The sequence below is a fragment of the Polaromonas sp. P1_E12 genome, from assembly GCF_056405975.1.
Genome location: NZ_JBFUBB010000001.1, coordinates 333,101 through 357,039 on the forward strand (window position 1 = coordinate 333,101; position 23,939 = coordinate 357,039).

Annotated in this window: 21 protein-coding genes and 1 pseudogene; 13 read left to right on the forward strand and 9 right to left on the reverse strand. The window is 63.9% G+C overall.

Features of this window, described 5'->3' with window-relative positions; translation table 11 throughout:
* Position 1 precedes the first annotated feature (1 nt).
* Together AC1D13_RS01580 and AC1D13_RS01585 are read right to left on the reverse strand one after the other, a co-directional pair.
* Positions 2-997, reverse strand: coding sequence for a M14 family zinc carboxypeptidase (locus AC1D13_RS01580; protein WP_477689133.1), 996 nt, complete (start codon positions 995-997; stop codon positions 2-4).
* A 148-nt stretch (positions 998-1,145) separates the two neighbouring features.
* The gene (locus AC1D13_RS01585) at positions 1,146-2,078 is read right to left on the reverse strand and encodes a LysR family transcriptional regulator (protein ID WP_477688811.1); all 933 of its coding nucleotides are present in this window, start codon (positions 2,076-2,078) and stop codon (positions 1,146-1,148) included.
* Positions 2,079-2,151: 73 nt separating this feature from the next.
* Between AC1D13_RS01585 and AC1D13_RS01590 the strand changes: the two genes are divergently transcribed.
* On the forward strand, positions 2,152-2,823 hold the full coding sequence (locus tag AC1D13_RS01590; protein WP_477688812.1) for an N-acetyltransferase family protein: 672 nt from the start codon (positions 2,152-2,154) through the stop codon (positions 2,821-2,823).
* Here AC1D13_RS01590 and AC1D13_RS01595 read toward each other — a convergent pair.
* Together AC1D13_RS01595 and AC1D13_RS01600 are read right to left on the reverse strand one after the other, a co-directional pair.
* The gene (locus tag AC1D13_RS01595) at positions 2,763-3,074 is read right to left on the reverse strand and encodes a 2Fe-2S iron-sulfur cluster-binding protein (RefSeq protein ID WP_457279199.1); all 312 of its coding nucleotides are present in this window, start codon (positions 3,072-3,074) and stop codon (positions 2,763-2,765) included. The two genes, AC1D13_RS01590 and AC1D13_RS01595, sit on opposite strands and share 61 nt — an antisense overlap.
* Before the next feature lie 42 nt (positions 3,075-3,116).
* Complete coding sequence (locus AC1D13_RS01600) at positions 3,117-3,713, reverse strand: LURP-one-related family protein (RefSeq protein WP_457279198.1); 597 nt, start codon at positions 3,711-3,713, stop codon at positions 3,117-3,119.
* Positions 3,714-3,896: 183 nt separating this feature from the next.
* Between AC1D13_RS01600 and AC1D13_RS01605 the strand changes: the two genes are divergently transcribed.
* On the forward strand, positions 3,897-4,418 hold the full coding sequence (locus AC1D13_RS01605; protein WP_457279197.1) for a GNAT family N-acetyltransferase: 522 nt from the start codon (positions 3,897-3,899) through the stop codon (positions 4,416-4,418).
* A gap of 675 nt (positions 4,419-5,093) precedes the next feature.
* Here the strand turns inward: AC1D13_RS01605 and AC1D13_RS01610 are convergent.
* Entirely contained in the window at positions 5,094-5,273 is a 180-nt protein-coding gene (locus AC1D13_RS01610; protein WP_457279196.1) for a hypothetical protein, read from the reverse strand.
* 335 nt (positions 5,274-5,608) lie between these two features.
* Here AC1D13_RS01610 and AC1D13_RS01615 point away from each other — a divergent pair, with 335 nt between their 5' ends.
* Positions 5,609-5,956 (forward strand): ElaB/YgaM/YqjD family protein, encoded by a 348-nt coding sequence (locus AC1D13_RS01615; protein ID WP_457279195.1) that lies wholly within the window; start codon positions 5,609-5,611, stop codon positions 5,954-5,956.
* Between the two features lie 204 nt (positions 5,957-6,160).
* Complete coding sequence (locus AC1D13_RS01620) at positions 6,161-7,102, forward strand: DUF808 domain-containing protein (RefSeq protein WP_457279194.1); 942 nt, start codon at positions 6,161-6,163, stop codon at positions 7,100-7,102.
* 36 nt (positions 7,103-7,138) lie between these two features.
* Here the strand turns inward: AC1D13_RS01620 and AC1D13_RS01625 are convergent, their stop codons facing one another.
* Positions 7,139-7,342 carry a hypothetical protein gene (locus AC1D13_RS01625; protein WP_477666327.1) on the reverse strand — a complete coding sequence of 68 codons (204 nt, stop codon included), beginning with the start codon at positions 7,340-7,342 and terminating at the stop codon, positions 7,139-7,141.
* Between the two features lie 187 nt (positions 7,343-7,529).
* Positions 7,530-8,456: a LysR family transcriptional regulator gene (locus AC1D13_RS01630; protein ID WP_457279192.1), complete on the reverse strand. Its 927-nt coding sequence runs from the start codon at positions 8,454-8,456 to the stop codon at positions 7,530-7,532.
* 425 nt (positions 8,457-8,881) lie between these two features.
* Here AC1D13_RS01630 and AC1D13_RS01635 point away from each other — a divergent pair, with 425 nt between their 5' ends.
* The 7 genes from AC1D13_RS01635 to AC1D13_RS01665 all read left to right on the forward strand — a co-directional run bounded on the left by AC1D13_RS01635 (position 8,882) and on the right by AC1D13_RS01665 (position 19,143).
* Positions 8,882-9,757 carry an alpha/beta hydrolase gene (locus AC1D13_RS01635; RefSeq protein ID WP_457279191.1) on the forward strand — a complete coding sequence of 292 codons (876 nt, stop codon included), beginning with the start codon at positions 8,882-8,884 and terminating at the stop codon, positions 9,755-9,757.
* A 44-nt stretch (positions 9,758-9,801) separates the two neighbouring features.
* Positions 9,802-11,040 carry an efflux RND transporter periplasmic adaptor subunit gene (locus tag AC1D13_RS01640; RefSeq protein ID WP_477666328.1) on the forward strand — a complete coding sequence of 413 codons (1,239 nt, stop codon included), beginning with the start codon at positions 9,802-9,804 and terminating at the stop codon, positions 11,038-11,040.
* A 32-nt stretch (positions 11,041-11,072) separates the two neighbouring features.
* Positions 11,073-14,306: an efflux RND transporter permease subunit gene (locus AC1D13_RS01645; protein ID WP_477666329.1), complete on the forward strand. Its 3,234-nt coding sequence runs from the start codon at positions 11,073-11,075 to the stop codon at positions 14,304-14,306.
* A 30-nt stretch (positions 14,307-14,336) separates the two neighbouring features.
* Entirely contained in the window at positions 14,337-15,746 is a 1,410-nt protein-coding gene (locus AC1D13_RS01650; protein WP_477666330.1) for an efflux transporter outer membrane subunit, read from the forward strand.
* A 511-nt stretch (positions 15,747-16,257) separates the two neighbouring features.
* Positions 16,258-17,514, forward strand: coding sequence for a methyltransferase (locus AC1D13_RS01655; RefSeq protein ID WP_477688813.1), 1,257 nt, complete (start codon positions 16,258-16,260; stop codon positions 17,512-17,514).
* A gap of 19 nt (positions 17,515-17,533) precedes the next feature.
* The gene (locus AC1D13_RS01660; protein WP_477688814.1) at positions 17,534-18,556 is read left to right on the forward strand and encodes a tRNA dihydrouridine synthase; all 1,023 of its coding nucleotides are present in this window, start codon (positions 17,534-17,536) and stop codon (positions 18,554-18,556) included.
* Positions 18,557-18,678: 122 nt separating this feature from the next.
* The gene (locus AC1D13_RS01665; protein ID WP_477688815.1) at positions 18,679-19,143 is read left to right on the forward strand and encodes an RcnB family protein; all 465 of its coding nucleotides are present in this window, start codon (positions 18,679-18,681) and stop codon (positions 19,141-19,143) included.
* Positions 19,144-19,270: 127 nt separating this feature from the next.
* On the opposite strand, the pseudogene AC1D13_RS01670 reads toward AC1D13_RS01665, so the two are convergent.
* A pseudogene (locus tag AC1D13_RS01670) lies at positions 19,271-19,972 on the reverse strand (GNAT family N-acetyltransferase); the annotation flags it as partial.
* A 128-nt stretch (positions 19,973-20,100) separates the two neighbouring features.
* Between AC1D13_RS01670 and pdxR the strand changes: the two are divergent.
* Positions 20,101-21,594 carry a MocR-like pyridoxine biosynthesis transcription factor PdxR gene (gene pdxR / locus AC1D13_RS01675; protein ID WP_477688816.1) on the forward strand — a complete coding sequence of 498 codons (1,494 nt, stop codon included), beginning with the start codon at positions 20,101-20,103 and terminating at the stop codon, positions 21,592-21,594.
* Between the two features lie 20 nt (positions 21,595-21,614).
* Complete coding sequence (locus tag AC1D13_RS01680; RefSeq protein ID WP_477688817.1) at positions 21,615-22,475, forward strand: PA4780 family RIO1-like protein kinase; 861 nt, start codon at positions 21,615-21,617, stop codon at positions 22,473-22,475.
* 20 nt (positions 22,476-22,495) lie between these two features.
* Here AC1D13_RS01680 and AC1D13_RS01685 read toward each other — a convergent pair whose 3' ends face one another.
* Positions 22,496-23,698, reverse strand: a complete 1,203-nt coding sequence (locus AC1D13_RS01685; RefSeq protein ID WP_477671493.1) for a multidrug effflux MFS transporter — start codon at positions 23,696-23,698, stop codon at positions 22,496-22,498.
* Positions 23,699-23,939 lie beyond the last annotated feature (241 nt).

Here is a 23,939-nt window from a genome sequence, read left to right on the forward strand (position 1 = left end):
GTCACACCACCCTGCGCGGGCGCCAGTGCGCTGCGGCAAGCCGTGCGAGTTGCACGCGCTGTTCGCCCGAAGGCAGCCAGCGCGGCGCGGAAAATGCGGCGCGTGTCAGGAAATCCAGCAGGTCCGCATGGCGGCGCAGTACGCGCCGCGTGCGGTGCGCCTTAATAGGGTTGAAAATGCCGTGGCGCGAAAACAGCTGGCGCGGGTTCTTGCGTATCCATAACCACGAGCCCAGCTCCAGCGTCATCGGCAAAAAGATGTTCTCCGCCGGTGCGCGATCATAGGCATGGTCCCAAAGGTCGCCGTGCAGCAGGTACTGGTTGCTTTGCGGCTCGAAGCTGTAGGCGTGGTGCGGGTGCGATTGCTCCAGCATGGTCCGCAGTGCAAACATCTCCGGCAGGTGCGGCATCAGCCGGCGCGTCCTGGCGTACGGAAACCACAGGCTGTCCTCAAAGCCGTAGCCCGAATGGCAGTCCAGTGCCAGGCTGAAGGGCCGGCTGGCCAGTTGTTCCCGCACCACTTGCAGTACGGCCGCGCTTTCCACTTCCATCGGCATGCCGGGCCTTCCGCAGTACCAGGGAAGCCGGGGGCTCACGGTTTGCCCGCCGGCCAGGAAGGGCACACGGGCGTCGGCCTTGTGGGGGGCATTGCGCATCAGGTCCACGCCCTGGGGGTTGGCGCGCTTGTGCGCCCACATGCCGCCGGGGTTCACGATGGGCATGAACACCAGCCGGATCTTTTGGAGTTGCCGGTGCAGCAACTCGTCCCACTCCAGGCGAAACAGCAACGCCCGCATGTAATGCAAAACCAGCTGCGTGCCGATGCGTTCCAGTCCATGGATGCCGCCGAAGAAACCGACCGCGGGCGCCGCAGGGTCGCGGGAGCCGATGCCCGCCACATACAGCGGAAAAGACGGGCCGGCAGTATGCGCTTCGGCCGCAACGGCCACGTCAAAGTGCGCGCTGCCTGCCAGCAAAATTGTCTTGAGCTCTTCCATCTCCGAAAAGCTGGCCGCCGCATCCCGCGCCGGCGTGAGGCTGTAGGGGCTGTGAAAGCTGCGTGGGCTGTCGGCTGCGCTATTCAGTGGCGGAGGCAGTGGCGGAGGGAGCATCCGCCCATCCTTGCACAGTTGTTTGACAGGCGTGCTACAGCTTGTTGTTTTGCGGGGAAGGCCGGGAGCCCGGCTGGCGCGGCTCGGCGCCCGCCCGCTGTGAAATGGCGGCAATCACCTGGTGCAGGGCCTTGTTCACCGGTTTGTCGTTGCGCATGATCAAGGCCAGCGTCCTTTGCAGCCGTGGGTACAACGGGTGGACCACGAGTTCGGCATGCTGCCCTGGGCCGGTGACCGCCATTGCGGGCAGGATGCTGCAGCCCAGGCCGGCCGCCACCATTTCCTTGATGGCTTCGACGCTGCCCAGTTCCATGATGGGTTTGGGGGCGTGGCCCGCATCCTGAAACCACTGGTCGATGATCACGCGGGTATTGGCCGCCGGCTCGAACAGCACCAGCTCGCGCTTTGCCAGGACGGCCGGCGTGATCCTGGCGGGCGTGGCGGCATCACGCTTGGGTGCGATGGCCACAAACTCGTCGTTGAACAACGGTGTCACCACCAGCGCGCGCCGTTTGACGGGCAGCGTGACCAGCGCCAGGTCCAGCATGTTGCCTTCCACCGCCTTGACGAAGTCGGCCGTGTTGCCCGTGCTGACCACCACGCTCAGATTGGGAAACCGCAGCCTCAATGAGCGCAGGATTTGCGGCAGGAAATAAAGGCAGGCCGTGGCGCCAATGCCCAGCGTGATGCGGCCGGCCACATTCGAGGAGTGGGAAGCCATGGCGGCCATGACGCCGTCTACGGCGGTGTTGACATGCTGGATTTCTTCCATCAGGTCAAGCCCTGCGGGTGTGGGCGTTGCGCGGCGCGCCACGCGTTCGATCAGGCGCACGCCCAGCTTCTGCTCCAGCTGCCTGATTTGCAGGCTGACGGCGGGCTGTGAAAGGCCCAGCCTTTCGGCCGCACCGGAAAAGCTCCCGGTTTCAACGATGAGGGCGTAGGTGCGCAGGTGGTCCAGGTTGAGCATGCAAAGAAATTCTAATCAATCTGATAAGTTTTGACATATTTACTTATGCATGCCGTTGCGCAACCATAGCGGCATGCACCTCACACCTATACCCCAGGCCACCCGCCCCGATCCTTCCTCTGAAACTCGGGGTTCCCTGGTGATCGGTCCCTGTGCCGAAAGCCATATGGAGGCAATCCAGGCGATATACGCGCACTACGTGGCCACCAACCTGGCGACGTTTGAGCTGGAGCCGCCCAGCGTCGCGCAGATGCTCTCGCGCCGCGCTGACATCCTGCAGGGCGGCTACCCCTACCTGGTGGCGCATCGCAACGCAGAGGTGGTGGGGTATGCCTATGGCAGTGCCTACCGTTCGCGGCCGGCCTATCGCCATACGGTGGAAGACTCGATTTACGTCGCGCCCGGCATGCGCCAGTCCGGCATTGGCAGCGCCCTGCTGCGTGAGCTGATCCGCCAGTGCGAGCAGCGCGGTTTCCGGCAAATGGTGGGCGTGGTCGGCAACAGCGCCAACACGGGCTCGCTCAGGGTGCACGAGGCTTTGGGCTTTGCCCGTGTCGGCACGCTGGGCAGTGTCGGCTACAAGTTCGGCCAGTGGGTGGACACGGTGCTGATGCAGCGTGCGCTGGGCGACGGCGCCGCGTCGCCCGGGGCTTTTCCCGTGGGTCTACGGCAGATCCCGCCAGTTCAATCCCCTGGCCCGATCACCACATCCGACAGTGGGTACGCGACACAGGGCAGGATGTAGCCCGTCTGCTTTTCCTCGGCGCTCAGGCCCGGCCATTCGATGCGGTAAGCCACCTGCCCGTTGGCCAGCCGGCGGATGCAGGTGCGGCAGGTGCCGTTTCTGCACGAACTGTCCATCGCCACGCCGGCCTGGAGCGCCGATTGCAGGATCGGCAGGGACGGCGAGGCGCTGAAATGCACCCCTTCCGGGTTCAGCTGGACGCTGAACAGAACCGCATTCGCCGGATCGCCAGGGTGGGCCGGGTCGTCCATCGCTGCTTCGGGTACGGGTAGCTGCCTGCGCCGGCGTCTGCGTTAACCGCGCAGGCGTTCCAGCAGCAGCACGGTCATCAGGGACAGCAACAACTGCTGCTCTTCGCGTTCATTGACGGGGGCCATCCGCTCGGCGGTGAACCGGCCCTCAAACAGGGCGGGCTGCTTGGTGAGCTCGGCCACCAGGGTGCCGTCGGGTCTCGTCACCTGGTAGGCGGGATGGAACAGGTAGCCCGAAAACATACCGATCACCGGAATCTGGCTGAATAGGCCGTCAAGAAAACGCGTCATCACGCTTTTCTCGTTGATGCTGAAGTGGGTGACGCCGTTGTCCTGCACGTCAAAACCGGCTCTCCACATGGAGCGCATGCCGCGACGCTTGATGCCGCCCAGCGCCGCGCCCTGGGTATCGGTGAAGTGATAAAGCGCTGAAAAATCGATAATCCGGTCCGCCTTGATCTGGTAGAGCTGCCGGTCCTGTTTTTCATCGGTGAAAACCGTGATGGCTTCCTTGAGCTTGAAGAGTTTTTGTTTGACATACGCCACCGGCTGGCTATGCGCGTCCTTGACCAGAAATTGCGGTGCAAAGGCGATGAGTTTGAAGGACATTTGCAGGGGAAACTGAATACCTTGGGCCATGATGTGCAAGCGCTTGTAAGTGTTAGGGTGCGACGAATGTACCCGACGCCCAAGTCACTTGCCGGGCATTCATCCTGCCGCCAGACCGCCGTGAAGCGAATGTATTGCCGGGTGGGAGGCGATTTGGGCGACAATTCTGCTCCCCCGATCATTTCCCGCACCGATTCACAAGCGATTTTTTTCATGTCCAGCTATTCCGTCCGTCCCGCTACGCCCCGTGATGCCAAAACCATTGCCGAAATTCATGTCGCCACCTGGCAGGCCGCTTATAAAGACCTCATGCCCGAGGACTACCTCGGCAAGATCACGGTAGAAAAACGCCTGCCTTACTGGCGCGAAGCCATCGAATTCAGCGAGCCGCAACTGCTGGTGGCCACGGACGGAGATGAGATCGTGGGCTTCGTCGGCTTTGACCGTTCCCGCGATGCCGGCACCAAATCAACAGTGGGTGAGATCTGGGCGCTGTATGTGCTGCCCGAACATTGGGGCAAGGGCGCAGGCCTGGCCCTGTGGGACGGCGCGCGCGAGGGCCTGAAAGAAGAGGGTTGCACGCAGGTAACGTTGTGGGTGCTGTTGCGCAATGAGCGTGCGCTGCGATTTTATGAACACGCGGCGGGGTTCAAGCGCGAGATGCCATCGCTCAAGACTGTGGCTTTTGGCAGTGCCAAGCTGGAAGAGATCCGGCTCAAGCGATTGGTTGATTGAGCGTCTGACATTCGTCTGAGCTAGGCCGGCTCTTGCTCCGGCGGTGCGCTCTTTGCTGAGGGTTGCTGGCCGGGGGTAGCCCGGCAGCTACTCACTTTTCTTTTGCTTCGCCAAAAGAAAAGTAAGCAAAAGAAAAGGCGACCCTGCTGTCTGCGTCCCTACGCTTCGCTGCGGGCAACCTGCGGTGCTCGGTCCAGGCGGGGTCTCGCTCGAACTCGCTACGTTGCACTTCGCTCAGACAATCGCGATCCCTGATCCGCCTGAACCTGCGCTCCTCGGCGCATACAGAAGGGCTAATCGGGAGGGGGGACTGAAGACAAATACCAACTCCAATACCAACAAGGACACGCCATGGCGTGTCCTTGTTTCTTCAGGCGTTCGGGTGTTCGGTATCCTTCTCCTACCCCCTTGTGGATGCGCCGAGGAGCGGAGGTCCAGACGGATCAGGGCAAAAACTTGTTTGAGCGAAGCGAGTTGTTTTTGACCCCGGCTGGACCGAGCACCGCAGGTTGCCCGCAGCGAAGCGGAGGGACGCAGGAACCAGGGTCGCCTTTTCTTTGCTTACTTTCTTTTGGCGAAGCAAAAGAAAGTGAGTTGCATGCCGGGCAACCCCCGGCCAGCCACCCTCAGCAAAAAGCCCAACGACAGAACAAACCAGGCCTCAACAGCGCGATCTCACGACGGCACATTCACCACCCGCTCATCGTCATCAGGAATCAGCGGCATCCCTTCATCGGGCTCCACCGGCAGCTCCAGTGCGTCGTCTTCATCCAGACCTTCCTCGGGTGGGCCGTTACGCGGCTGGCCGTTGTCGGTTGCGCCGGTTCTGAGGGCGGGTCGTCCAATTCTGGGCATTGTGCTTCTCCTTGGAGTTTCAAAAACGTTGGAAGGGCGTTTATCAACGGTGCCTGGCCTGGATGCCTTTGGCTTGTGAGTTCAGGACGATGATGCGGGCAACTGCGACAGGGGCTGCCAAGCCAAGCGGCCTTTTTCCTGTCAGTGTGGGCCGACAACCGCGCGGCGCGCACAACACTCTCTTGTCCTACATGCAGCGTATCCGGCTGCGCACAGTCCGCATGCCTGCCGCCGCTTAATGTCGGCAGACACCTCTGGACGACCATGAGCCCGTCATCACCGAGGCTCAGATAGATCCCAGAGGTATTTTGCGGAATTTTTTTGAAAGAAGCATCATGGACAAAACCACAGCCTCCACCGGTACGGCTTCCGGTACTGACAACCCTCTGCAGCGAGGCGTCGAGTCTGCCGGAGCAGCGCTCCACAGCGGCATTGACAAGGTGGCTGAGCCGGCCCGCAGTGCGGTAGACCGCGCGTCTTCCGCCGCGCACGAAGGCGTCGACAAGCTGGCCAGCGGTGCCAGCACTGTGGCTGACCGCTTTGCCGACCAGACCCGCCGGGTGACTGAAGCGCCAGGCCGGGCCATTGACGCCTCGAAATCGTGGGTTCAGGAAAGGCCCCTGGAGGCTGTCGGTGCCGCCCTGGCGCTGGGTTTTATCCTGGGACGGCTCACGGCGCGCTGAGCATCTAGCGCTCTGACGCCCATCCAAAGCCGCCCGCGGGGCGGCTTTTTGTTGCGCTGGATTTGGGTACAGTAGGCCTTCGCCTTCGGTGCCACCACAACGCATAACAGCAGCACCGGACTCCTGCCGGCCGGGCTCATCACGGCCGGGCCTTGCAAGTTTTGCTCACCCCTTCGGCCTTGCGCCGGCACACGGAACCTACATATGGCCAGCAGCCTTCTCGCATTGATCGACGACATCGCCACCATCCTTGATGACGTAGCGCTGCTTTCCAAGGTGGCCGCCAAGAAAACCGCCGGCGTGCTGGGTGATGACCTGGCGCTCAACGCCCAGCAGGTCTCAGGGGTCAAGGCAGACCGGGAGTTGCCGGTGGTCTGGGCTGTGGCCAAAGGTTCCTTCGTCAACAAGGCCATCCTGGTACCGGCCGCGCTGGCTATCAGCGCGTTCATACCGTGGGCCGTCACGCCGCTGCTGATGGTGGGCGGTGCATTTCTCTGTTACGAGGGGTTTGAAAAACTCGCGCATAAATTCATGCACAGCGCAGACGAACAGGCGGCCGAGCATGAGGCGCTGACTGCCGCACTGACCAACCCGGACGTAGACGTGCTGGCGCTTGAAAAAGACAAGATCAAGGGCGCGGTCCGCACCGACTTCATCCTGTCCGCTGAAATCATCGCGATCACGCTGGGCACCGTGCAGGCCAGTCCCTTCGTGACACAGGTGGCTGTTCTGGGCGGTATCGCCCTCCTGATGACGGTGGGGGTTTATGGCCTGGTGGCAGGCATCGTGAAGCTGGACGATGGCGGGCTTTACCTCAGCCAGCGTGAAGGAGGCGGCGCCCTGGGCCGCTTGCAGCGCGGCGCAGGCCGCGCCATCCTGCTGACCGCTCCCTGGCTCATGAAAGGCCTTTCTGTGGCAGGCACCATCGCGATGTTCCTGGTGGGCGGCGGCATTCTGACGCACGGCTTTGCGCCGCTGCATCACGCGATCGAGCTGCTCGCACAAAAAGCGTCGGCCATAGGCGGAGCAGGTGCTTTGCTGGCCGCGCTCACGCCGCTGTTGATGGACGCACTCACAGGCTTGATCGCCGGTGCGCTGGTGCTGTTTGTTGCCGTGCTGGTCAAGCGCGTCCTGGCGCGCCGCTGACACAGAAGAGAAGAGAGCGAATGGAGAATCCGGCAGTTAGTCGCCGGACTTTCCTGGCTTGGCCGCCTTTTCCGGTTCCTCGTGGCGGCCTTCAGTTTTGCCGGCGGGCTGGTCGTCCGGCACCGGAAATGGCCAGCGGCCTTTTTCACGGGGTGGTGCGGGCATGGCTGCTTCCCGCGCGCGCTGCTCCAGTGCCTTTCGGCTCTCGGTATCGGGCGCGGCAACTTTGGGTCTTGGCATGGGTGGTCTTTCGCAGGGAAGGAAGGCGGTGTATGAACGCAGGCGTGCAAACGCGGGACAGCCACTGACCTTACTCCCGCGGGTTGTCCTGCGGTGTAGTCTGCGGATGACGCCAGCTGTAGGAAGCTGGGGACGCCGGAAAATGCCGATGCATTCGGTGTAGCGGCTGTCGCGTCGTCTGCCGCGTTTATTGCGGCAAGCTGCTCTTGCGCTGTATCAGGTCGTGTTTGGCGAACAGGTCGGCGATCCAGTCGACAAAAACACGCACCTTGTTGCTCAGGTGGCGGTTGGGTGGGTACACCACATGAATGGGCTTGGCCTCGGAGCACCAGCCGTTGAACAGGGGTTCCAGCGCACCGCTGCTGATATGGTGCTGAACCAGGAAGGTGAGCGTCTGCAGGATACCCAGGCCCGCCAGCGCCGCCGCCACACCTGCGTTCGAGTCATTGACCGACAGCTGGTGGTGCCCGCCGATCTCCACCACCTCGCCGTCTTTTTGCAGGTTGACGGTGTAAAGCTTGCCGTCGCGCGGCGAAAAATAGCGGATCAGCTTGTGCGCCTGCAGCTCGCGCGGGTGCTGCGGCACGCCGTGGCGCTTGAGGTAGGCGGGTGAAGCGCAGGACATCAAATAAAACTCGCCGATGCGGCGCGCCACCAGTGATTGGTCTGTGATCTGCCCGCCGCGGATCACGCAGTCCACATTTTCAGCAAGGATGTCGATCGGCCGGTCGCTCACGCCAAGCTCCAGCTGGATGTCCGGGTAGCGCGCATAAAAGTCGGGCAGGGCCGGAATCACCACCGCAAGGCCCAGTGAAGAGGGAATGTCCACCTTGAGCCGGCCACGCGGGCTGGCCTTGGCGCGCGACATGCTCGACTCAAGCTCTTCCATTTCGCCCAGAAGGCGGCCCGCGCGCTCGTAGTAAGCCGCACCGTCGGCCGTCACCGTGACTTTGCGCGTGGTGCGGTTGAGCAGCTTGGTGTCCAGTGACTGCTCCAGTGTCTGGATCAGGCGCGTCACCGTGGGCTTGGGCATACCCATGGAATCTGCCGCTTTGGTAAACGTGCCGGCCTCCACAACCCGTACAAAGGCCTGCATTGCGGAAAATTTATCCATGAAAGAGTCCTGTTCTGGTGAGGGCCGTCAGCGCGTGCCTTGCCTGGCGGGCGCCGCAAGAGGGATACGGGGCGGTAATTAAAAATGGCTGCCGGGGAAGAGATGCATCTGCCAACAGGGGCTCATCGGCAAAACGGCGAGGGGCGATTGTGACCAGCCCAGCAGGTTCAGGTGCGGGGCGCGAAATAGCCCTGAGAACTTTCCGGGATTGCTCACTCCCAATTGACCTTGCCCCACAGGGAAGGATGAAACTCCGCGCTCGGATGTTCATGGGAGCTTTCATGGGGGGGCCGTGATTTTCAGAGGAGAAGCCTGCTTGCTACCCCTCATTGTTGCACTGGTGAAATAAAGTATAAACAAAACGGCTATTTATTAAGCGACCTGCCGCGCGTATCTTCTGCTGCATTGCAACAAAGAGGAGCCGCGTGCGGCTCGCCAAGATGAACAGCCCACAGCCCGTCCCCGCAGGCGCCGACAAAAGCCCCCCTCCCTGGGTGGAAAAACAGATCCAGCTGGCACTGAAAAAGCCGCTGGACGTGCGTTTTTACGGCCGCCGCAGCGGCACGGGCGTTTCACCCCTGGTGGTGCATTTCCATGCCGGCGCGTTTGTGGGCGGATCCCTGGAAGGCGGTTCCTGCGTAGCCGGGCTGCTGGCCCAAGCCGGCGCAGTGGTGATGTCGCTGGACTATCCGCTGGCGCCAGAGCACCCTTTCCCCAATGCAGTCGAAATAGGTTATGCCGCGCTGGTTTGGGCCGCCAAGGCCCGCCACAAGCTGGTCGGCGTCGGTGCGCCGGTTTTTGTGGCCGGCGAAGAGGCCGGTGGCAATATCGCTGCAGCCGTGGCGCTGATGGCGCGTGACCAGCATGAGCCGGCTCTGGCGGGGCAGATCCTGATGTCGCCGATGCTGGACCCATGCCTTGCGACCGCTTCGCTGCGCGACGCCGAAGCCGGGCCAGTGGGCTGCACCTGGGCCGACGGCTGGCACAAATACCTGCCCCGGGCCGAAGACGCAAGCCACCCTTACGCTGCACCCGGCGCCGCATTCCGCCTGGCCGGCCTGGCACCGACGCTGCTCATCACGGCACAGGACGACCCGCTGCGCGACGAAACGCTGGCCTACGCCGCACGGCTGCGCGCCGCAGGCCTGGTTGCGCACGAGACCGTGTTGCCGGTGCCGACCGGCTGGCCCTGCAGCTATCTGCAGCCTTGCGACCACAAGGCTGCTTGGGGCCCTGTCCTGCATGAGCAGTACACCCGTTTTTTCGCTGATGCGCTGGCCGCGCATGCGACCCATTCCTGAGTTTCACAGTTCCTTTTTTTACTTTTCTTTTGAGGGGTTTCACCATGACATCGATTCATCTGCACAACAACAAGCGCCGTTTGCTGGCAACCGTCGTGGCCGTACTGGCATTGACGGGCGTGACGGCCGTCATCTTCGGCGTTTCGGGCACGCGTGCCCAGTCGGGTGCGCCTGCCGAGCCGCAGGCCACGCCGGTATCGGTGGCCACCGTCGTGCAAAGCGACGTCTCCGCCTGGGATGAGTTTTCGGGCCGGCTGGAAGCGGTCGAGCGCGTGGACATCCGCTCGCGTGTGGCCGGTACCATCCAGGCCGTGCACTTCCGCGAAGGCGCATTGGTCAAAAAGGGGGACCTGCTGCTGACGATTGACCCGGCACCCTACGCCGCCGAAGTGGCGCGCGCCGAAGCCCAGGTGGCCGCGGCGCAGGCCCGTGTGGCCCAGGCCAAGGGCGAACACGAGCGCTCACAGCGCCTGTGGGGCGAGCAGGCCATTTCAAAACGCGAGTTTGACGAGCGCACCAACGGCAAGGGTGAAGCCGACGCCAACCTGCGCGCCGCGCAGGCAGCCCTTCAAACGGCGCAGTTGAGCCTGGGGTATTCGCAGGTCCGCGCCCCGGTGGCCGGCCGCGTCGGCAAGCTCGAAGTGACGGTGGGCAACCTGGTCGCAGCAGGACCGGGCGCACCCGTGCTGACCACACTGGTGTCCGTGAGCCCGATTTATGCGAGCTTCGACGCCGACGAGCAGGTCGTGGTCAAGGCGCTCAAGGATGTGCAGGGCACCAACGCCGGTATCGCGGGCGGCCGCAACCTGGACCGCATTCCGGTACAGATGGGCACCGCCGCCAGCGCCGACACGCCGTTTGAAGGCAAGCTGCAACTGGTTGACAACCAGGTGGACGCCCGAAGCGGCACCGTGCGCGCACGCGCCGTGTTCGACAACAAGGACGGCCAGTTGATTCCCGGCCAGTTCGCGCGCATCCGCATGGGCCAGGCCACCAAAGGCAAGGCATTGCTGATCAACGAGCGCGCCGTCGGCACCGACCAGAACAAGAAGTTTGTGCTGGTGGTGGGCGCCGACAACAAGGCGATGTACCGCGAAGTCACGCTGGGCGCTTCCGTCGATGGCCTGCGTGTCGTCAAAAGCGGCCTGGCCGCCAACGACCGCATTGTGGTCAACGGCCTGCAGCGCATCCGCCCAGGAGCGCTGATCACGCCGCAGCCGGTCGAGATGACCGCCAAGTCGGAACTCACCGAAAAAGCCGTGAAGGTCGCGGCCAAGTCCTGAGCCGCTCCTTCACCTGAACCAGAAGAATTGCCATGAATCTTTCCAAATTTTTTATTGACCGGCCGATCTTTGCCGGCGTGCTGTCGCTGCTGATGTTCATTGCCGGACTGATCGCGCTGCGCTCGCTGCCGATCGCCGAATATCCGGACGTTGTGCCGCCCACGGTAGTGGTGCGCGCCAACTACCCCGGCGCCAACCCCAAGGTGATCGCCGAGACCGTCGCCACGCCGCTGGAAGAAGCCATCAACGGCGTCGACGGCATGCTCTACATGAGCAGCCAGGCCACGACCGACGGCCTGATGACGCTGAACGTCACCTTCAAGCTCGGCACCGACCCCGACAAGGCGCAGCAGCTCGTGCAAAACCGTGTCTCGCAAGCCGAGCCGCGCCTGCCCGAAGAAGTGCGCCGCCTTGGCATTACCACGATCAAGAGCTCACCCGACCTCACGATGGTGGTGCACTTGCTGTCACCCAACGACCGCTACGACATGACCTACCTGCGCAACTACGCGGTGCTCAATGTCAAGGACCGCCTGGCGCGCATCAACGGCGTGGGCCAGGTGCAGCTGTTCGGTTCGGGCGACTATTCGATGCGCGTCTGGCTTGACCCGCAAAAAGTGGCTGAGCGTGGTTTGTCCGCCGGCGACGTGGTGCGCGCCATCCGCGAGCAGAACATCCAGGCCGCCGCCGGCGTCGTGGGCGCTTCGCCCGGCCTGCCCGGCGTGGATATGCAACTGTCCATCAATGCCCAGGGCCGCTTGCAAAGCGAAGAAGAGTTCGGTGACATCATCGTCAAGACCGACAAGGGCGGCGCCGTGACGCGCCTGCGCGATATTTCTCGTCTGGAGCTCGGTGCTTCCGACTACGCCCTGCGTTCGCTGCTGGACAACAAACAGGCTGTGGCCGTGCCGGTGTTTGCCGCACCGGGCTCCAACGCCATCCAGATATCCGACGATGTGCAGGCCGTGATGAAGGACCTGAAAAAGAGCATGCCCGAAGGCGTGGACTACGAAATCGTCTATGACACCACGCAGTTTGTGCGCTCGTCCATCGAGGCCGTGGTACATACGCTGCTCGAAGCCGTGGCCCTGGTGGTGCTGGTCGTGATCATCTTCCTGCAGACATGGCGCGCTTCCATCATTCCGCTGCTGGCCGTGCCTATTTCTGTCATCGGCACGTTTGCGGTGATGCACCTGTTCGGTTTTTCGATCAACGCGCTCAGCCTCTTCGGGCTGGTGCTGGCCATCGGCATTGTGGTGGACGACGCCATCGTGGTGGTGGAGAACGTCGAACGCAACATCGAGGCGGGCCTGAGTCCGCGCGACGCCACCTACCGCGCCATGCGCGAGGTGTCGGGGCCCATCATCGCGATTGCGCTGGTGCTGATCGCCGTGTTTGTGCCGCTGGCTTTCATCACCGGCCTCTCGGGACAGTTCTACAAGCAGTTCGCGCTGACCATCGCGATCTCTACAGTGATCTCGGCCGTCAATTCGCTGACCCTGTCGCCGGCACTTGCCGCCTTGCTGCTCAAGAGCCATGACGCACCGAAAGACGCGCTGACCCGCGGCATGGACAAGGTGTTCGGCCGCTTCTTCGCAGGCTTTAACCGCCTGTTCAGCCGCGGTTCCGAAAACTACAGCCGCGGTGTCAAGGGTGCGATTTCGCGCAAGGCCATCATGCTGGGTGTCTACCTGGTGCTGGTGCTCGCCACGGCGGGCCTCTTCAAGGCAGTGCCCAGCGGTTTTGTGCCTGGGCAGGACAAGCAGTACCTGATCGGTTTTGCCCAGTTGCCCGACGGCGCCACGCTGGACCGCACCGAAGACGTGATCCGCAAGATCAGCGACATCGCCATGAAACAACCCGGCGTGGAACACGCGATTGCTTTCCCTGGCCTGTCGATCAACGGCTTCACCAACAGCTCCAACTCGGGCATCGTGTTTCTCTCGCTCAAGCCGTTTGACCAGCGCACCACCGCCGACCTGAGTGCAGGCGCCATCGCCGGCCAGCTCAATGGAAAATTCGGCGGTATCCAGGAGGCGTTCATTGCGATGTTCCCGCCGCCGCCCGTGCAGGGACTGGGCACCACCGGCGGCTTCAAGCTGCAGCTGGAAGACCGCGGCTCGCTCGGTTATGCCGCGCTGGACGCCGCCACCAAGGCCTTCATGGCCAAGGCGTACCAGACACCTGAGCTGGCGGGCATGTTCTCAAGCTTCCAGGTCAATGTGCCGCAGCTGTATGCCGACATCGACCGCACCAAGGCGCGCCAGCTCGGCGTGCCGGTGACTGACGTGTTCGACACCATGCAGATTTACCTGGGCAGCCTGTACGCCAATGACTTCAACAAGTTCGGCCGCACATATTCCGTGCGGGTGCAGGCTGATGCACCTTACCGCGCCCGCGCTGAAGACATCGGCCTCTTGAAGGTGCGATCGGCCACCGGCGAAATGGTGCCGCTGTCGGCACTGATGAAAGTCACGCCCAGCTTTGGCCCTGAACGCGCCATGCGCTACAACGGCTTCCTCTCGGCCGACATCAACGGCGGCGCCGCGCCCGGCTACTCGTCGGGCCAGGCGCAGGATGCGGTCGCCCGCATCGCGGCTGAAACCCTGCCACCCGGCATCAGCTACGAGTGGACGGACCTCACGTACCAGGAAATCATTGCCGGCAATTCGGCCATGTGGGTGTTCCCGCTGGCGCTGCTGCTGGTCTTCCTGGTGCTCGCTGCGCAGTACGAAAGCCTGACCCTGCCGATCGCCATCGTGCTGATCGTGCCCATGGGCCTGCTGGCCGCCATGCTGGGCGTGAAGCTGACCGGCGGCGACAACAACATCTTCACGCAGATCGGCTTGATCGTGCTGGTGGGGTTGTCGGCGAAGAACGCGATTTTGATCGTGGAGTTTGCGCGCGAGCTGGAGTTTGCCGGGCGCACGCCGCTGCAGGCCGCGATTGAAGCGAGCCGCCTGCGTTTACGCCCCATCCTGATGACCTCGCTGGCGTTCATCATGGGCGTGCTGCCCCTGGTGTTGTCCTCCGGTGCCGGTGCCGAAATGCGCCATGCCATGGGTGTGGCGGTGTTCTCGGGAATGATTGGTGTGACGGCTTTCGGCCTCTTCCTCACGCCGGTGTTCTACGTCACGCTGCGCCGCCTCACGGGCAACCGTCCGCTCAAGCTGCATGGCGAAGTGCCGCACGTCGAGGCCTTCGCGGGCAGTGGTGGTGCAGGTGCGCACGCGCAGCCGGCAGCGCCCCTCAAGCTTCACGAATAACAACAAGCATCAAAGGTACAGGAGTTCATCATGAACCACACAACGTCCAAACTGCGCACCGCGCTGCTGCCTTTGCTGGCAGCCCTGGTGCTGGCCGGCTGCGCCACCAGCGCGTCGGTTGACCCGGCGAGCATTCCGGCTGCGCCTTCCGCCTACAAGGAAAACGCTGCCGCCGTCGCGGCGGCGCCTGCAGCAACCGCTCCGCAATCACAAGGCACCTGGTGGAAGGCGTTTGCCGACCCGGTACTCGACCAGCTGGTCGAGCAGGCCGGCGCCAACAACAACAGTGTCAAGGTGGCCGCGGGCCGGCTGGCCCAGGCGCGCGCCATCCTGCGCAACACCGATGCCGACCGCCTGCCGCAAGTGGGTTTGAGCGGCGGTGCCGTGCGCCAGAGCAACATCACGACCAACCGCGTCGCGCAGACCACGGTCACAGCCGCCGCCAACTTTTCGTATGAAGTCGATTTGATCGGCAAGCTGTCGCTCAACTCGGACGCCGCATCGCTGGACGCGAAATCGCGCGAGGCCTTGCTGCGCAGCACCCAGCTGCTGGTGCAGGCCGATGTGGCGCAGACCTACCTCAACCTGCGCGCGCTCGACACCGAGCGCACGCTGGTGCGCGACACGCTGCAGGCTTACCGCAACACGCTGCGCCTGACGGAAGTGCGCTTCAAGGAGGGCGATGTGGCCGAGCTGGACGTAGCCCGCGTGCGCACCGAGGTCGCCTCAACCGAGTCCGATGCACTGGCACTCGACCAGCGCCGCGCCGTGCTGGAGCATGCCCTGGCTGTGCTGGTCGGTGAGGTAGCGTCGAACTTTGCCGTCGCGCCTGCTGAATGGTCGACGGCCTTGCCGGTGATACCGGCCGGCGTGCCCAGCACCGTGCTGGAGCGCAGGCCCGATGTGTCTGCCGCGCAAAGCACCATGCAGGCCGCGCAGGCTCGCGTTGGTGTCGCCCAGGCTGCGTGGTTCCCGACCTTTTCGCTGACAGGCAACGCCGGTTATGCCGCGCCCGAGATCAAGGACCTGTTCAAGGTCTCGACCCAGGCATGGGGCGTGGGCGCGTTGCTCTCGCTGCCGATCTTTGACGGCGGACGCCGCAAGGCCGGCGTGCAGAACGCGAATGCCGAACTTGACATCGCCCTGGCCAATTACCGCGAGCAGATCCTCGTCGCCTTCAAGGACGTGGAAGACCAGCTCTCGGCCCTGCGCCTTTTGGCCGAGCAGTCGGAAGCGCAATCGCGTTCCGTCGCTTCGGCCACACGCGCCACGGTGCTGTCGGATTCGCGCTACCGCAATGGTTTTGTCAGCCAGCTCGAACTGCTGGATGCGCAGCGCAGCGAATTGCGCAACCGCCGCCAGGCGCTGCAGGTCAAGACCGCGCAGTACCTGGCAACGGTGGGGCTGATTCGGGCGCTGGGTGGCGGTTGGACAGTTTGAACACCCCTGTTGAGGCTCACTTCGTGTAGCCTCCTCTCCCCTTGCAGGGGACAGGCGCCTTGGGGCCGGCAAAGCCGGACCCCGGCCCCTGCTGGTGAAGATTGGTACACCCCCTTTTGAGGCTCTTCCCTTGCAGGGGACGGCGCCTGCGGCCTGGCGAAGCCAGTTCCGCGGCTCCTGCTGGTGAGGAGGGGAGCGCCCTCTGTCTGTCGTTGCTATCTAATTCATAGCTGCTGGCGCCTGTCCCTATTTGGCTTGAGGCCTAAATCGTTCTTGAAAATGGCCTGAAAAGTGCTCTGGAAGCCTTTTTTGGAGCCTGTTGAGCGCCCAAAACAGCCTGGAGACCCTCAAAAAGCCGTTTTTTCAGGATCGAAAGTGCCTGAGAGGCAATCAGGATGTGCGCGAGCAGCTATTAAATTGATAGTGATTAGGTAGCGCTTGCAGCCGCTGGGGGCGGCCATCTGTTAAAACACTTGGCTTTCCTCTTTGTTCTTCTTTGTGTCTGCCCCTGATGCCCCTGATACCCGTTTCACCTGCCGTTCCCGTTGCTTCTTCTGCTGAGCCCGCCACCATCCACTGGACGGAGGGCGGCGAAGCGCGTTCTGCGCGCTGGCGTTCCGAGCGCGGTGCGCCGCCGCCCAAGCGCGTGGTGATCGCTGACGACACCCTCGCGGCTGACGCGGCTTACCGCCTGGCGTGTGAAGGCACGGGCCTGCTCTGGCGCGGCGACTTCCAGAATGCCCGGCTGCTGTTGCAGGCGCTGGCGCGCCGCGTCGACAAACCGGCCAAACCCAAGCGAGAGAAACGCGTGAAAGACCAGAAGGCCGGGGAAGCCAGCACCCAGGCTTCAGCAGCCGCACCGGTTTTTCCGGAAGCCTTTCACCTGCACCGTCAGTCCCAGGCGCAGCGCGCCCGTGTGCTGGGCATGGTGCTGATTCCGTTTGACGCGGACTACAGCATCCCCTTGCGCCGCGCACCGGATGCAAAAAAAGCCTGCGCCGAAGCCTGGGGACCATCCAGGGATGGCGCAGTGCCCTCCGTCGCATCGCTGCGCGAGCTGATGGGTTTCATCAGCTCGCACGAATGGCGCCGCAAGGGCGTGCCCATTCCCGCGCTGGGTGAAGACGGGCCGCACAACCGCATCCATCCGCACTACGGCGTTTTCTCGCCGGTGCGCGGTGAATACATCGACCTGGTGGCCCAGGCACCCGTGCCTGAAGGTACCGATGACCTGACCGGTTTTGACATCGGCACCGGCACCGGCGTGCTGGCCGCCGTGCTGGCGCTGCGCAGCGGCATCCAGCGCGTGGTGGCCACCGACCAGGACCCGCGTGCGCTGGCTTGTGCGCGCGACAACCTCAAGCGCCTGGGCTTTCCGCAAGTCGAGGTGCGCGAGGCCAACCTGTTCCCCGAAGGCAAGGCGCACATCATCGTCTGTAACCCGCCGTGGTTGCCCGCGCGTCCCGGCTCGCCGCTGGAGCATGCTGTGTATGACGAAGACAGCCGCATGCTGCTGGGTTTCCTCAACGGCCTGGCGGCGCACCTGGAGCCCAAAGGCGAGGGCTGGCTGATCCTGTCGGATATTGCCGAGCACCTGGGCCTGCGCACGCGCGCCTGGCTGCTGGCGGCGATCGATGCAGCGGGCCTCAAGGTGGTGGACCGCCTGGACGCGCAGCCGCATCACCCCAAGGCCTCCGACGCCAGCGATGCGCTGCATGCGGCGCGCGCGGCAGAAGTCACGTCCTTGTGGCGATTGGCCGCCAAATAGAAACCAGAAGCTGGCTGGGATGAGTACTGAACCACGCGCTACCGTCCTGTTGGCCCCGATGGAAGGGCTGCTGGATTTTGTACTGCGTGACATCCTCACGCGGGTCGGCGGCATTGACCGCTGCGTCTCTGAATTCATCCGCATCACCGACCAGCTGTTGCCCGAGCGTGTGTTCTATCGCATCGTGCCCGAGCTGCACCACGGCGGCCGCACGCTGGCCGGTGTGCCGGTGCGTGCGCAGCTGCTGGGCTCCGACCCAGGCTGCATGGCCGAGAATGCCGCGCGGCTCGCAAGCCTTGGTCCGGCAGGCATTGACCTGAACTTTGGCTGCCCGGCCGCGGTGGTCAATCGCCACGGCGGAGGTGCATCGCTGCTGCGTGAGCCCGAAACCCTGACGGCCGTTGTCGGCGCGGTTCGCCGGGCGGTGCCGGCCGGCATGCCCGTCTCGGCCAAGATGCGGCTGGGCTACGAAGACGATGCGCGTGCCGTGGAATGCGCGCTCGCCATCGAAGCCGGCGGCGCCGGCGAACTGGTGGTACACGCCCGCACCAAAGCCCAGGCCTACAAGCCGCCCGCCTACTGGGAACGCATCGCCGACATCCGTGCCGCAGTCAGGATTCCGGTAGTGGCCAATGGCGAGATATGGACAGTGGAAGATGCGCGGCGCTGCCGTGAAGCTTCGGGTTGCGGCGTGCTGATGATCGGCCGCGGCGCGGTGCGCGACCCGGGCCTGGGGCTGGCGATCAAGGCGGATATGGCCGGTGAGCACCACCATGCCACCGTGAGCTGGCCCACGCTGCTGCCGCTGATCGCCGAGTTCTGGCACATCGTCTGCTCACGGCTTGAGACACGCGCGAGAGCTGGGCGCCTCAAGCAGTGGCTCAATTTTTTGCGGCGGCGGTTTCCTGAAGCGGAAGTGGCTTACCAGGCGATCAAGACGGTGAATGATCCGATGCTGGTTGATGAATGGCTGGCTCAGCTGCTGCAACTTGGCGAGAGTGACAAGCCTTCCGCGCGCTTGCCTTTGCCCGTACTGGCTTGAAAGGCCAAGACCTGAGTTCGGCACAGATTGCAACCAGGCTTTACACAAACACTCCCGCGGCTTTGCTGCGCCGACACTTCGCCGGAACACCATGAGGGCTCTTCCATCCAAAGGAGTCGATCATGAAATCAAAAGCCATTGTGTGTGCCATCGCCGCAGCGTCGCTGGGCTTTGCCTCGCTCTCGTTTGCGCAAGGCTACGACGGGCGCGGCCAGCGCGGTGAGTCGCCTCGTGTTGAGCAGCGCGGGTCTGTCGGTCCCGGTTACAGTCGCGACGATGGTCCCGGCTATGGTCCCGGTCATGGTCGCGCAGATACCCGTGCAGACGATCGTGGCGGGCGCGGTTTTGACCATCGTGACGATCGCCGTTACGCCCGCAATGACCGCCACTTCGATGGGCACGGCCCGCAGTTCTACCGTGGCGGCCGCATCCCGAATGAGTACCGCGGCCGTCAGTATGTGGTGAATGACTGGCGCGGGCATCGCCTCCATGCGCCGCCGCGTGGCCAGCAGTGGGTGCAGGTGGGTGCGGACTATGCACTCATCGCCATCGCCACCGGTGTCATCGCGCAACTGGTGCTGAACTGAACTTTCGGTACGGCGCCGGGAAATACATACCCGGCGCCGTCCTGGAGTTCGCGGCGAAAAGAAACCCCCTTGTGTGGTGCTGCCGTCAGACTGCCATCGCAGCGGGGGCTTTGTGCATCAGGCGGCTGCGAATGTCAGTGAGCGCCAGAACCTGCGCACCCTGCGCATCAAAATTACCCGGCGAAAGCCAGCTGTCGAAGGCTTTCTTCAAGAGCGGCCATTCACCGTCAATGATGGAAAACCAGGCGGTGTCGCGCGTCCTGTTCTTGTAGACGAGGAGCTGCCGGAAAACGCCTTCGAAGCTGAAACCGAGCCTGGCGGCCGCGCTGCGCGACGGCGCGTTGAGGCTGTCGCATTTCCACTCGTAGCGGCGGTAACCGAGCGTTTCGAAGACCAGCTTCATCAGCAGGTACTGGGCTTCGGTGGAGGCGCGGCTGCGCTGCAGCAGCGGCGAGAAGATCACGTGCCCGACCTCAATGACGCCGTTGGCGGTGTCCATGCGCATCAGCGACAGCGTCCCGACCGCGCGCTGGGTGCCGGCGTCCACGACCGTGTAATGCAAAGGGTCGGCGCTGGCTGCGTTGCGTTCGAGGTAGGCATCGAAATCGCTGCGCGCGGTAAATGGCTCGGGGGCCAAGTAGGTCCAGGCCCGGCCGTCGGGTGCGGCGGCGTAGGCGGTGAACAGGTCGTCGCCATGGCGCCTGGCGTCCAGCGGCTCGAGGCGGCAATACCGGCCTTCGAGTGTGATGCGTGGCGGCCTTTGCCTTGCTGTCCAGCCCTGCATGGCTTCGCCAATGGGTTGCCCGTAGGCGTTTGTGCGTGTGGTCATCGATGCTCCTGTGAGTTTGATCGCCTAGGTTAAGATCTTTGTGGCTCTTCATAAAGTGCCATAAAGTGGTTATTTCGTGGTGCCACGATCTGCGACCAAATTCTTTGCCGTTCAACAACCCTTGCGCGATGCCCTCCACCCAGTCCGCTAACAAGTCCGCTCCAAAGCACTCCGCCCCGCAGGGTTTCCTGGAAGCCCCGCTGGACAGGTCCGACGCCGAGCCTTTGCAGCGCCAGCTTTACCGCAGGCTCAAGGAGGCCATCCTCAAGGGCCAGCTGGCTGCGGGCAGCCGCCTGCCCGGTTCGCGCGCATTGGCGCAAACCCTGTCGGTCTCGCGCAATACCGTGGCGATTGCCTACGAACACCTTGTGTCCGAAGGCTATGTCCGCGCCGACCGGCAGGGAAGCACCGTGGCGGCTCTGTTGCGCCCGGCCACGCAACAGGCGCAGCCCGAGGCCACCGCGCCATCCCGCGTGGCACTGCGCCTGTCCCGCATTCGCTCGGGCCCCGCACGCCTTGACACCAGCACCGCCCTGCGACCCGGCGTGCCGGCCCTTTCCCACTTTCCGCTGGCCGTCTGGCGCAGCACGCTGGACCGCGCGGTGCGTGAGGCCTTGCCGGCGGCGCTGCATTACGGCGACCCTTTCGGTCAGGCTGAACTGCGCACCGCCATTGCGCGCCACCTGGCAATCACGCGCGGCGTGCATTGCGAGCCGGCGCAGGTCATCGTGACGGAAGGGGCGCAGGAGGCGCTCATGCTGTGTGTGCGCTTGCTGACCAACCCGGGCGACACGGCCTGGGTGGAAGACCCGGGCTACCGGGGCGCCAAGGCAGCGATGCATGCGGGTGACCTGCGCATCGTGCCGAAACGCATGGACGACGAAGGCCTGCACATCGGCGCGGCGGATTGGCGCTCACGCACGCCACGGCTGATTTACACGACGCCTTCGCACCAGTATCCGATTGGCGTGGTGATGTCGGTGGCACGCCGCCTGGCCTTGATGTCTGCCGCGCGCAGGCACGGCGCCTGGATCATTGAAGACGACTACGACAGCGAATTCCGGCATGCCGGCGAACCCATAGGCGCGATGCAGGGCCTGGTGGCCGATGCGCCTGTGCTCTACGTTGGCACGTTTTCCAAAACCATGTTCCCCTCGTTGCGCCTGGGTTTCGTGGTCATGCCAAAGCCACTGCTGGCTTCAGCGCAGGACGCCTTGCGCGAGATGCTTCGCGGCGGCCACAGCCATGAGCAGCTTGCCATGGCCGGCTTCATCGAATCCGGGCAGTTTGTGCGGCACCTGGGCCGGATGCGAAGGCTGTACCGTGAGCGCCAGCATGCCCTGCGGGAAGCACTGACACGGCACCTGCGCGTTCCGCACGTCATTGAAGGCGGGCAGGGCGGCCTGCACCTGGCTGTCCGCCTGCCGCGGGATTTTGCGGGCGCTCGCATTGCGGAAGCTGCCCGGCGGTACGGGATGGCGCCCATGCCGCTTTCCTCGTTTGCCATGGCGCCGGCGCCTGAAGACAACGGCCTTGTGCTGGGCTACGGGAACACCGCGACGGAGCTGCTGGACCCTCTCGTCAAACGCCTGTCGCAGCTGGTGCTGGCGGCAGGAGGCTGAGCCCGGCGCACAATGGCGCCATGAAAACACCCAAGAGGCTGCAGTCGCTGCTCGAAGAAGGCCTGATCGATACCGTGGTACGGCAACTGATGAGCGGCAAGGAGGCCATGGTGTATGTGGTGCGCTGCGGCGACGAAACCCGCTGCGCCAAGGTCTACAAGGACGCCACCGAGCGCAGCTTTCGCCAGGCGGTGGACTACACCGAGAACCGCAAGGTCAAAAACACGCGGCAGGCGCGCGCCATGGCCAAGGGCACGCGTTTCGGCCGGCAGGCCACCGAGGCGGCCTGGCAAAGCGCCGAGGTCGATGCGCTGTACCGGCTGGCTGCTGCCGGTGTGCGTGTACCCAAGCCGCACAACTTTTGCGATGGCGTGCTGCTGATGGAGCTGGTGACCGACGAGCACGGTGATGCCGCACCGCGCCTGAACGACGTGGAGTTCACGCCCGAAGATGCCCGCCAGCACCACGCCACGCTGCTCACGGAAGTGGTGCGCATGCTGTGCGCCGGTGTTGTGCACGGCGATTTGTCGGAATTCAACATCTTGCTCGGTGTGACGGACGGCCAGCCCGGCCCGGTCATCATCGACCTGCCGCAGGCGGTGGACGCTGCCGGCAACAACCACGCGGGCCGCATGCTGCTGCGCGACGTGGCCAACCTGCGCGGCTTCTTCGGCCGCTTTGCGCCGGAGCTGCTGCAAACCGACTACGGCAGCGAGATCTGGGACCTGTACCAGCGCGGCGTGCTGCAGCCCGAGACGGTGCTGACGGGCCGCTTTGCCCACAAGACCGGGCCGGTCAACCTCGGCGCCGTGATGGGTGAGATCGAGGATGCGCGTGCTGAAGAGTCAGCGCGGCGGCTGCGCATGCAACAAGCCCGTTAGGTGCGTCTTTTCGCGAGGCGCTAGTGCGCCGGCGCAGTGGCAGCGCGCTTGCCGCCCAGCGTCACGCGTGCCGTGACATACGCCAGCAAGGCGCATCCGGCGATGCCGGCCACCATGGGGCGGGCGCTGCCGTCTACAAACACGCCCACCACCGCCATCACCACCGCGCCGGTGACAAACTGCAAGGTGCCCATGAGGGCCGAGGCCGTGCCGGCTATGGCGCCGTGTTCTTCCAGTGCCAGTACGGCGGTGGTTGGAACCACCAAGCCCAGAAATCCATAGCCCACCAGCATCAGCGCGATCATCACGTCCAGCCTTTCGATGCCCACCAGGTTTAGCACCAGCAGCAGGGCCATCACGGCGGCATAACCCGTCACGGCCACTTTCACGATGGGCACAAGCCCGAAACGCGCAGCCAGCTTGCCGGTGAACTGCGAAACCCCGATGAAGGAGGCTGCGTTGACTGCAAAGGCGATGCTGTACTGGCGCGGTGTCAGGCCGTAGTGGTTGATCAGCACAAAGGACGAGTTGGCAAGGTAGGCAAAAAAGCTCGAGATGCCGAAAGCGCCGATGAACACCAGGCCCATGAAATGGCGGTCGCGCAGCAGCACGCCGTAGGCGGTCAATGCGCTGCCAAAGCTGCTGTCCACGCGTTGTTCGGGCGGTCGCGTTTCCGGCAGAGTGAAGGCCACCAGCACCAACCCTGCAGCGGCGGCCACGGTGACGGCCCAGAACACGCTGCGCCAGCCGAAGGCCTCAATGAGGAAGCTGCCGGCCAGCGGCGCCAGGATGGGCGAGACGCTGAAGACCAACATCAGCAGGGACATGAGGCGCGCGGCGTCGTGGCCGGTATGCAGGTCCCGCACCACCGCGCGCGGCACCACCATGCCGGCGCAGGCGCCCAGGCCCTGGATGAAGCGCAGCACCACCAGCGTCTGGATGTCAGGCGCCAGCGCGCAGCCGATGCTGCCGGCGGCAAACAGCAGCAGCCCGAAGTACAGCGGCGGCTTGCGGCCCACCATGTCGGAGACCGGGCCGTAGATGATTTGCCCAATGCCGAGGGAGATGAAAAACGCCATCAGGCTGGCTTGCACCGCGCCCATGGAGGCGCCCAGGCTGTGCCCGATGGAGGGCAGCGCGGGAAGGTACATGTCGATGGCGAAAGGGCCGATGGCGGACAGCAAACCCAGCACCAGGGCTGCCCGGAAGAAACTTTTTGTCATGAATGAAATGAAGTCAAGCCGCTTTGTGTATCAGTAACAAGGCGGAGGGCCTTGCACCCAAACGGCACTGTTAAAACCGCCATTGGAAACGCACCAGGGCGGGGCGCAATGACGGTAAAGAATTTATCTGCGGCTATTGTCGCTGACCTCGCTGTCTCTTGCTTGCACTGCGGCAGTAACCTGTCAGGCCTGACAGGGGCCGAAATGTAAGCGGGACACTGTGTTGATTCAAACTGTAATG

Coding starts and splice junctions, on each gene's coding strand:
- AC1D13_RS01580 (WP_477689133.1), bottom strand. CDS start 997: ATGGAAGAGCTCAAGACAATTTTGCTGGCAGGCAGCGCGCACTTTGAC.
- AC1D13_RS01585 (WP_477688811.1), bottom strand. CDS start 2,078: ATGCTCAACCTGGACCACCTGCGCACCTACGCCCTCATCGTTGAAACC.
- AC1D13_RS01590 (WP_477688812.1), top strand. CDS start 2,152: ATGCACCTCACACCTATACCCCAGGCCACCCGCCCCGATCCTTCCTCT.
- AC1D13_RS01595 (WP_457279199.1), bottom strand. CDS start 3,074: ATGGACGACCCGGCCCACCCTGGCGATCCGGCGAATGCGGTTCTGTTC.
- AC1D13_RS01600 (WP_457279198.1), bottom strand. CDS start 3,713: ATGGCCCAAGGTATTCAGTTTCCCCTGCAAATGTCCTTCAAACTCATC.
- AC1D13_RS01605 (WP_457279197.1), top strand. CDS start 3,897: ATGTCCAGCTATTCCGTCCGTCCCGCTACGCCCCGTGATGCCAAAACC.
- AC1D13_RS01610 (WP_457279196.1), bottom strand. CDS start 5,273: ATGCCCAGAATTGGACGACCCGCCCTCAGAACCGGCGCAACCGACAAC.
- AC1D13_RS01615 (WP_457279195.1), top strand. CDS start 5,609: ATGGACAAAACCACAGCCTCCACCGGTACGGCTTCCGGTACTGACAAC.
- AC1D13_RS01620 (WP_457279194.1), top strand. CDS start 6,161: ATGGCCAGCAGCCTTCTCGCATTGATCGACGACATCGCCACCATCCTT.
- AC1D13_RS01625 (WP_477666327.1), bottom strand. CDS start 7,342: ATGCCAAGACCCAAAGTTGCCGCGCCCGATACCGAGAGCCGAAAGGCA.
- AC1D13_RS01630 (WP_457279192.1), bottom strand. CDS start 8,456: ATGGATAAATTTTCCGCAATGCAGGCCTTTGTACGGGTTGTGGAGGCC.
- AC1D13_RS01640 (WP_477666328.1), top strand. CDS start 9,802: ATGACATCGATTCATCTGCACAACAACAAGCGCCGTTTGCTGGCAACC.
- AC1D13_RS01645 (WP_477666329.1), top strand. CDS start 11,073: ATGAATCTTTCCAAATTTTTTATTGACCGGCCGATCTTTGCCGGCGTG.
- AC1D13_RS01650 (WP_477666330.1), top strand. CDS start 14,337: ATGAACCACACAACGTCCAAACTGCGCACCGCGCTGCTGCCTTTGCTG.
- AC1D13_RS01655 (WP_477688813.1), top strand. CDS start 16,258: ATGCCCCTGATACCCGTTTCACCTGCCGTTCCCGTTGCTTCTTCTGCT.
- AC1D13_RS01660 (WP_477688814.1), top strand. CDS start 17,534: ATGAGTACTGAACCACGCGCTACCGTCCTGTTGGCCCCGATGGAAGGG.
- AC1D13_RS01665 (WP_477688815.1), top strand. CDS start 18,679: ATGAAATCAAAAGCCATTGTGTGTGCCATCGCCGCAGCGTCGCTGGGC.
- pdxR (WP_477688816.1), top strand. CDS start 20,101: ATGCCCTCCACCCAGTCCGCTAACAAGTCCGCTCCAAAGCACTCCGCC.
- AC1D13_RS01680 (WP_477688817.1), top strand. CDS start 21,615: ATGAAAACACCCAAGAGGCTGCAGTCGCTGCTCGAAGAAGGCCTGATC.
- AC1D13_RS01685 (WP_477671493.1), bottom strand. CDS start 23,698: ATGACAAAAAGTTTCTTCCGGGCAGCCCTGGTGCTGGGTTTGCTGTCC.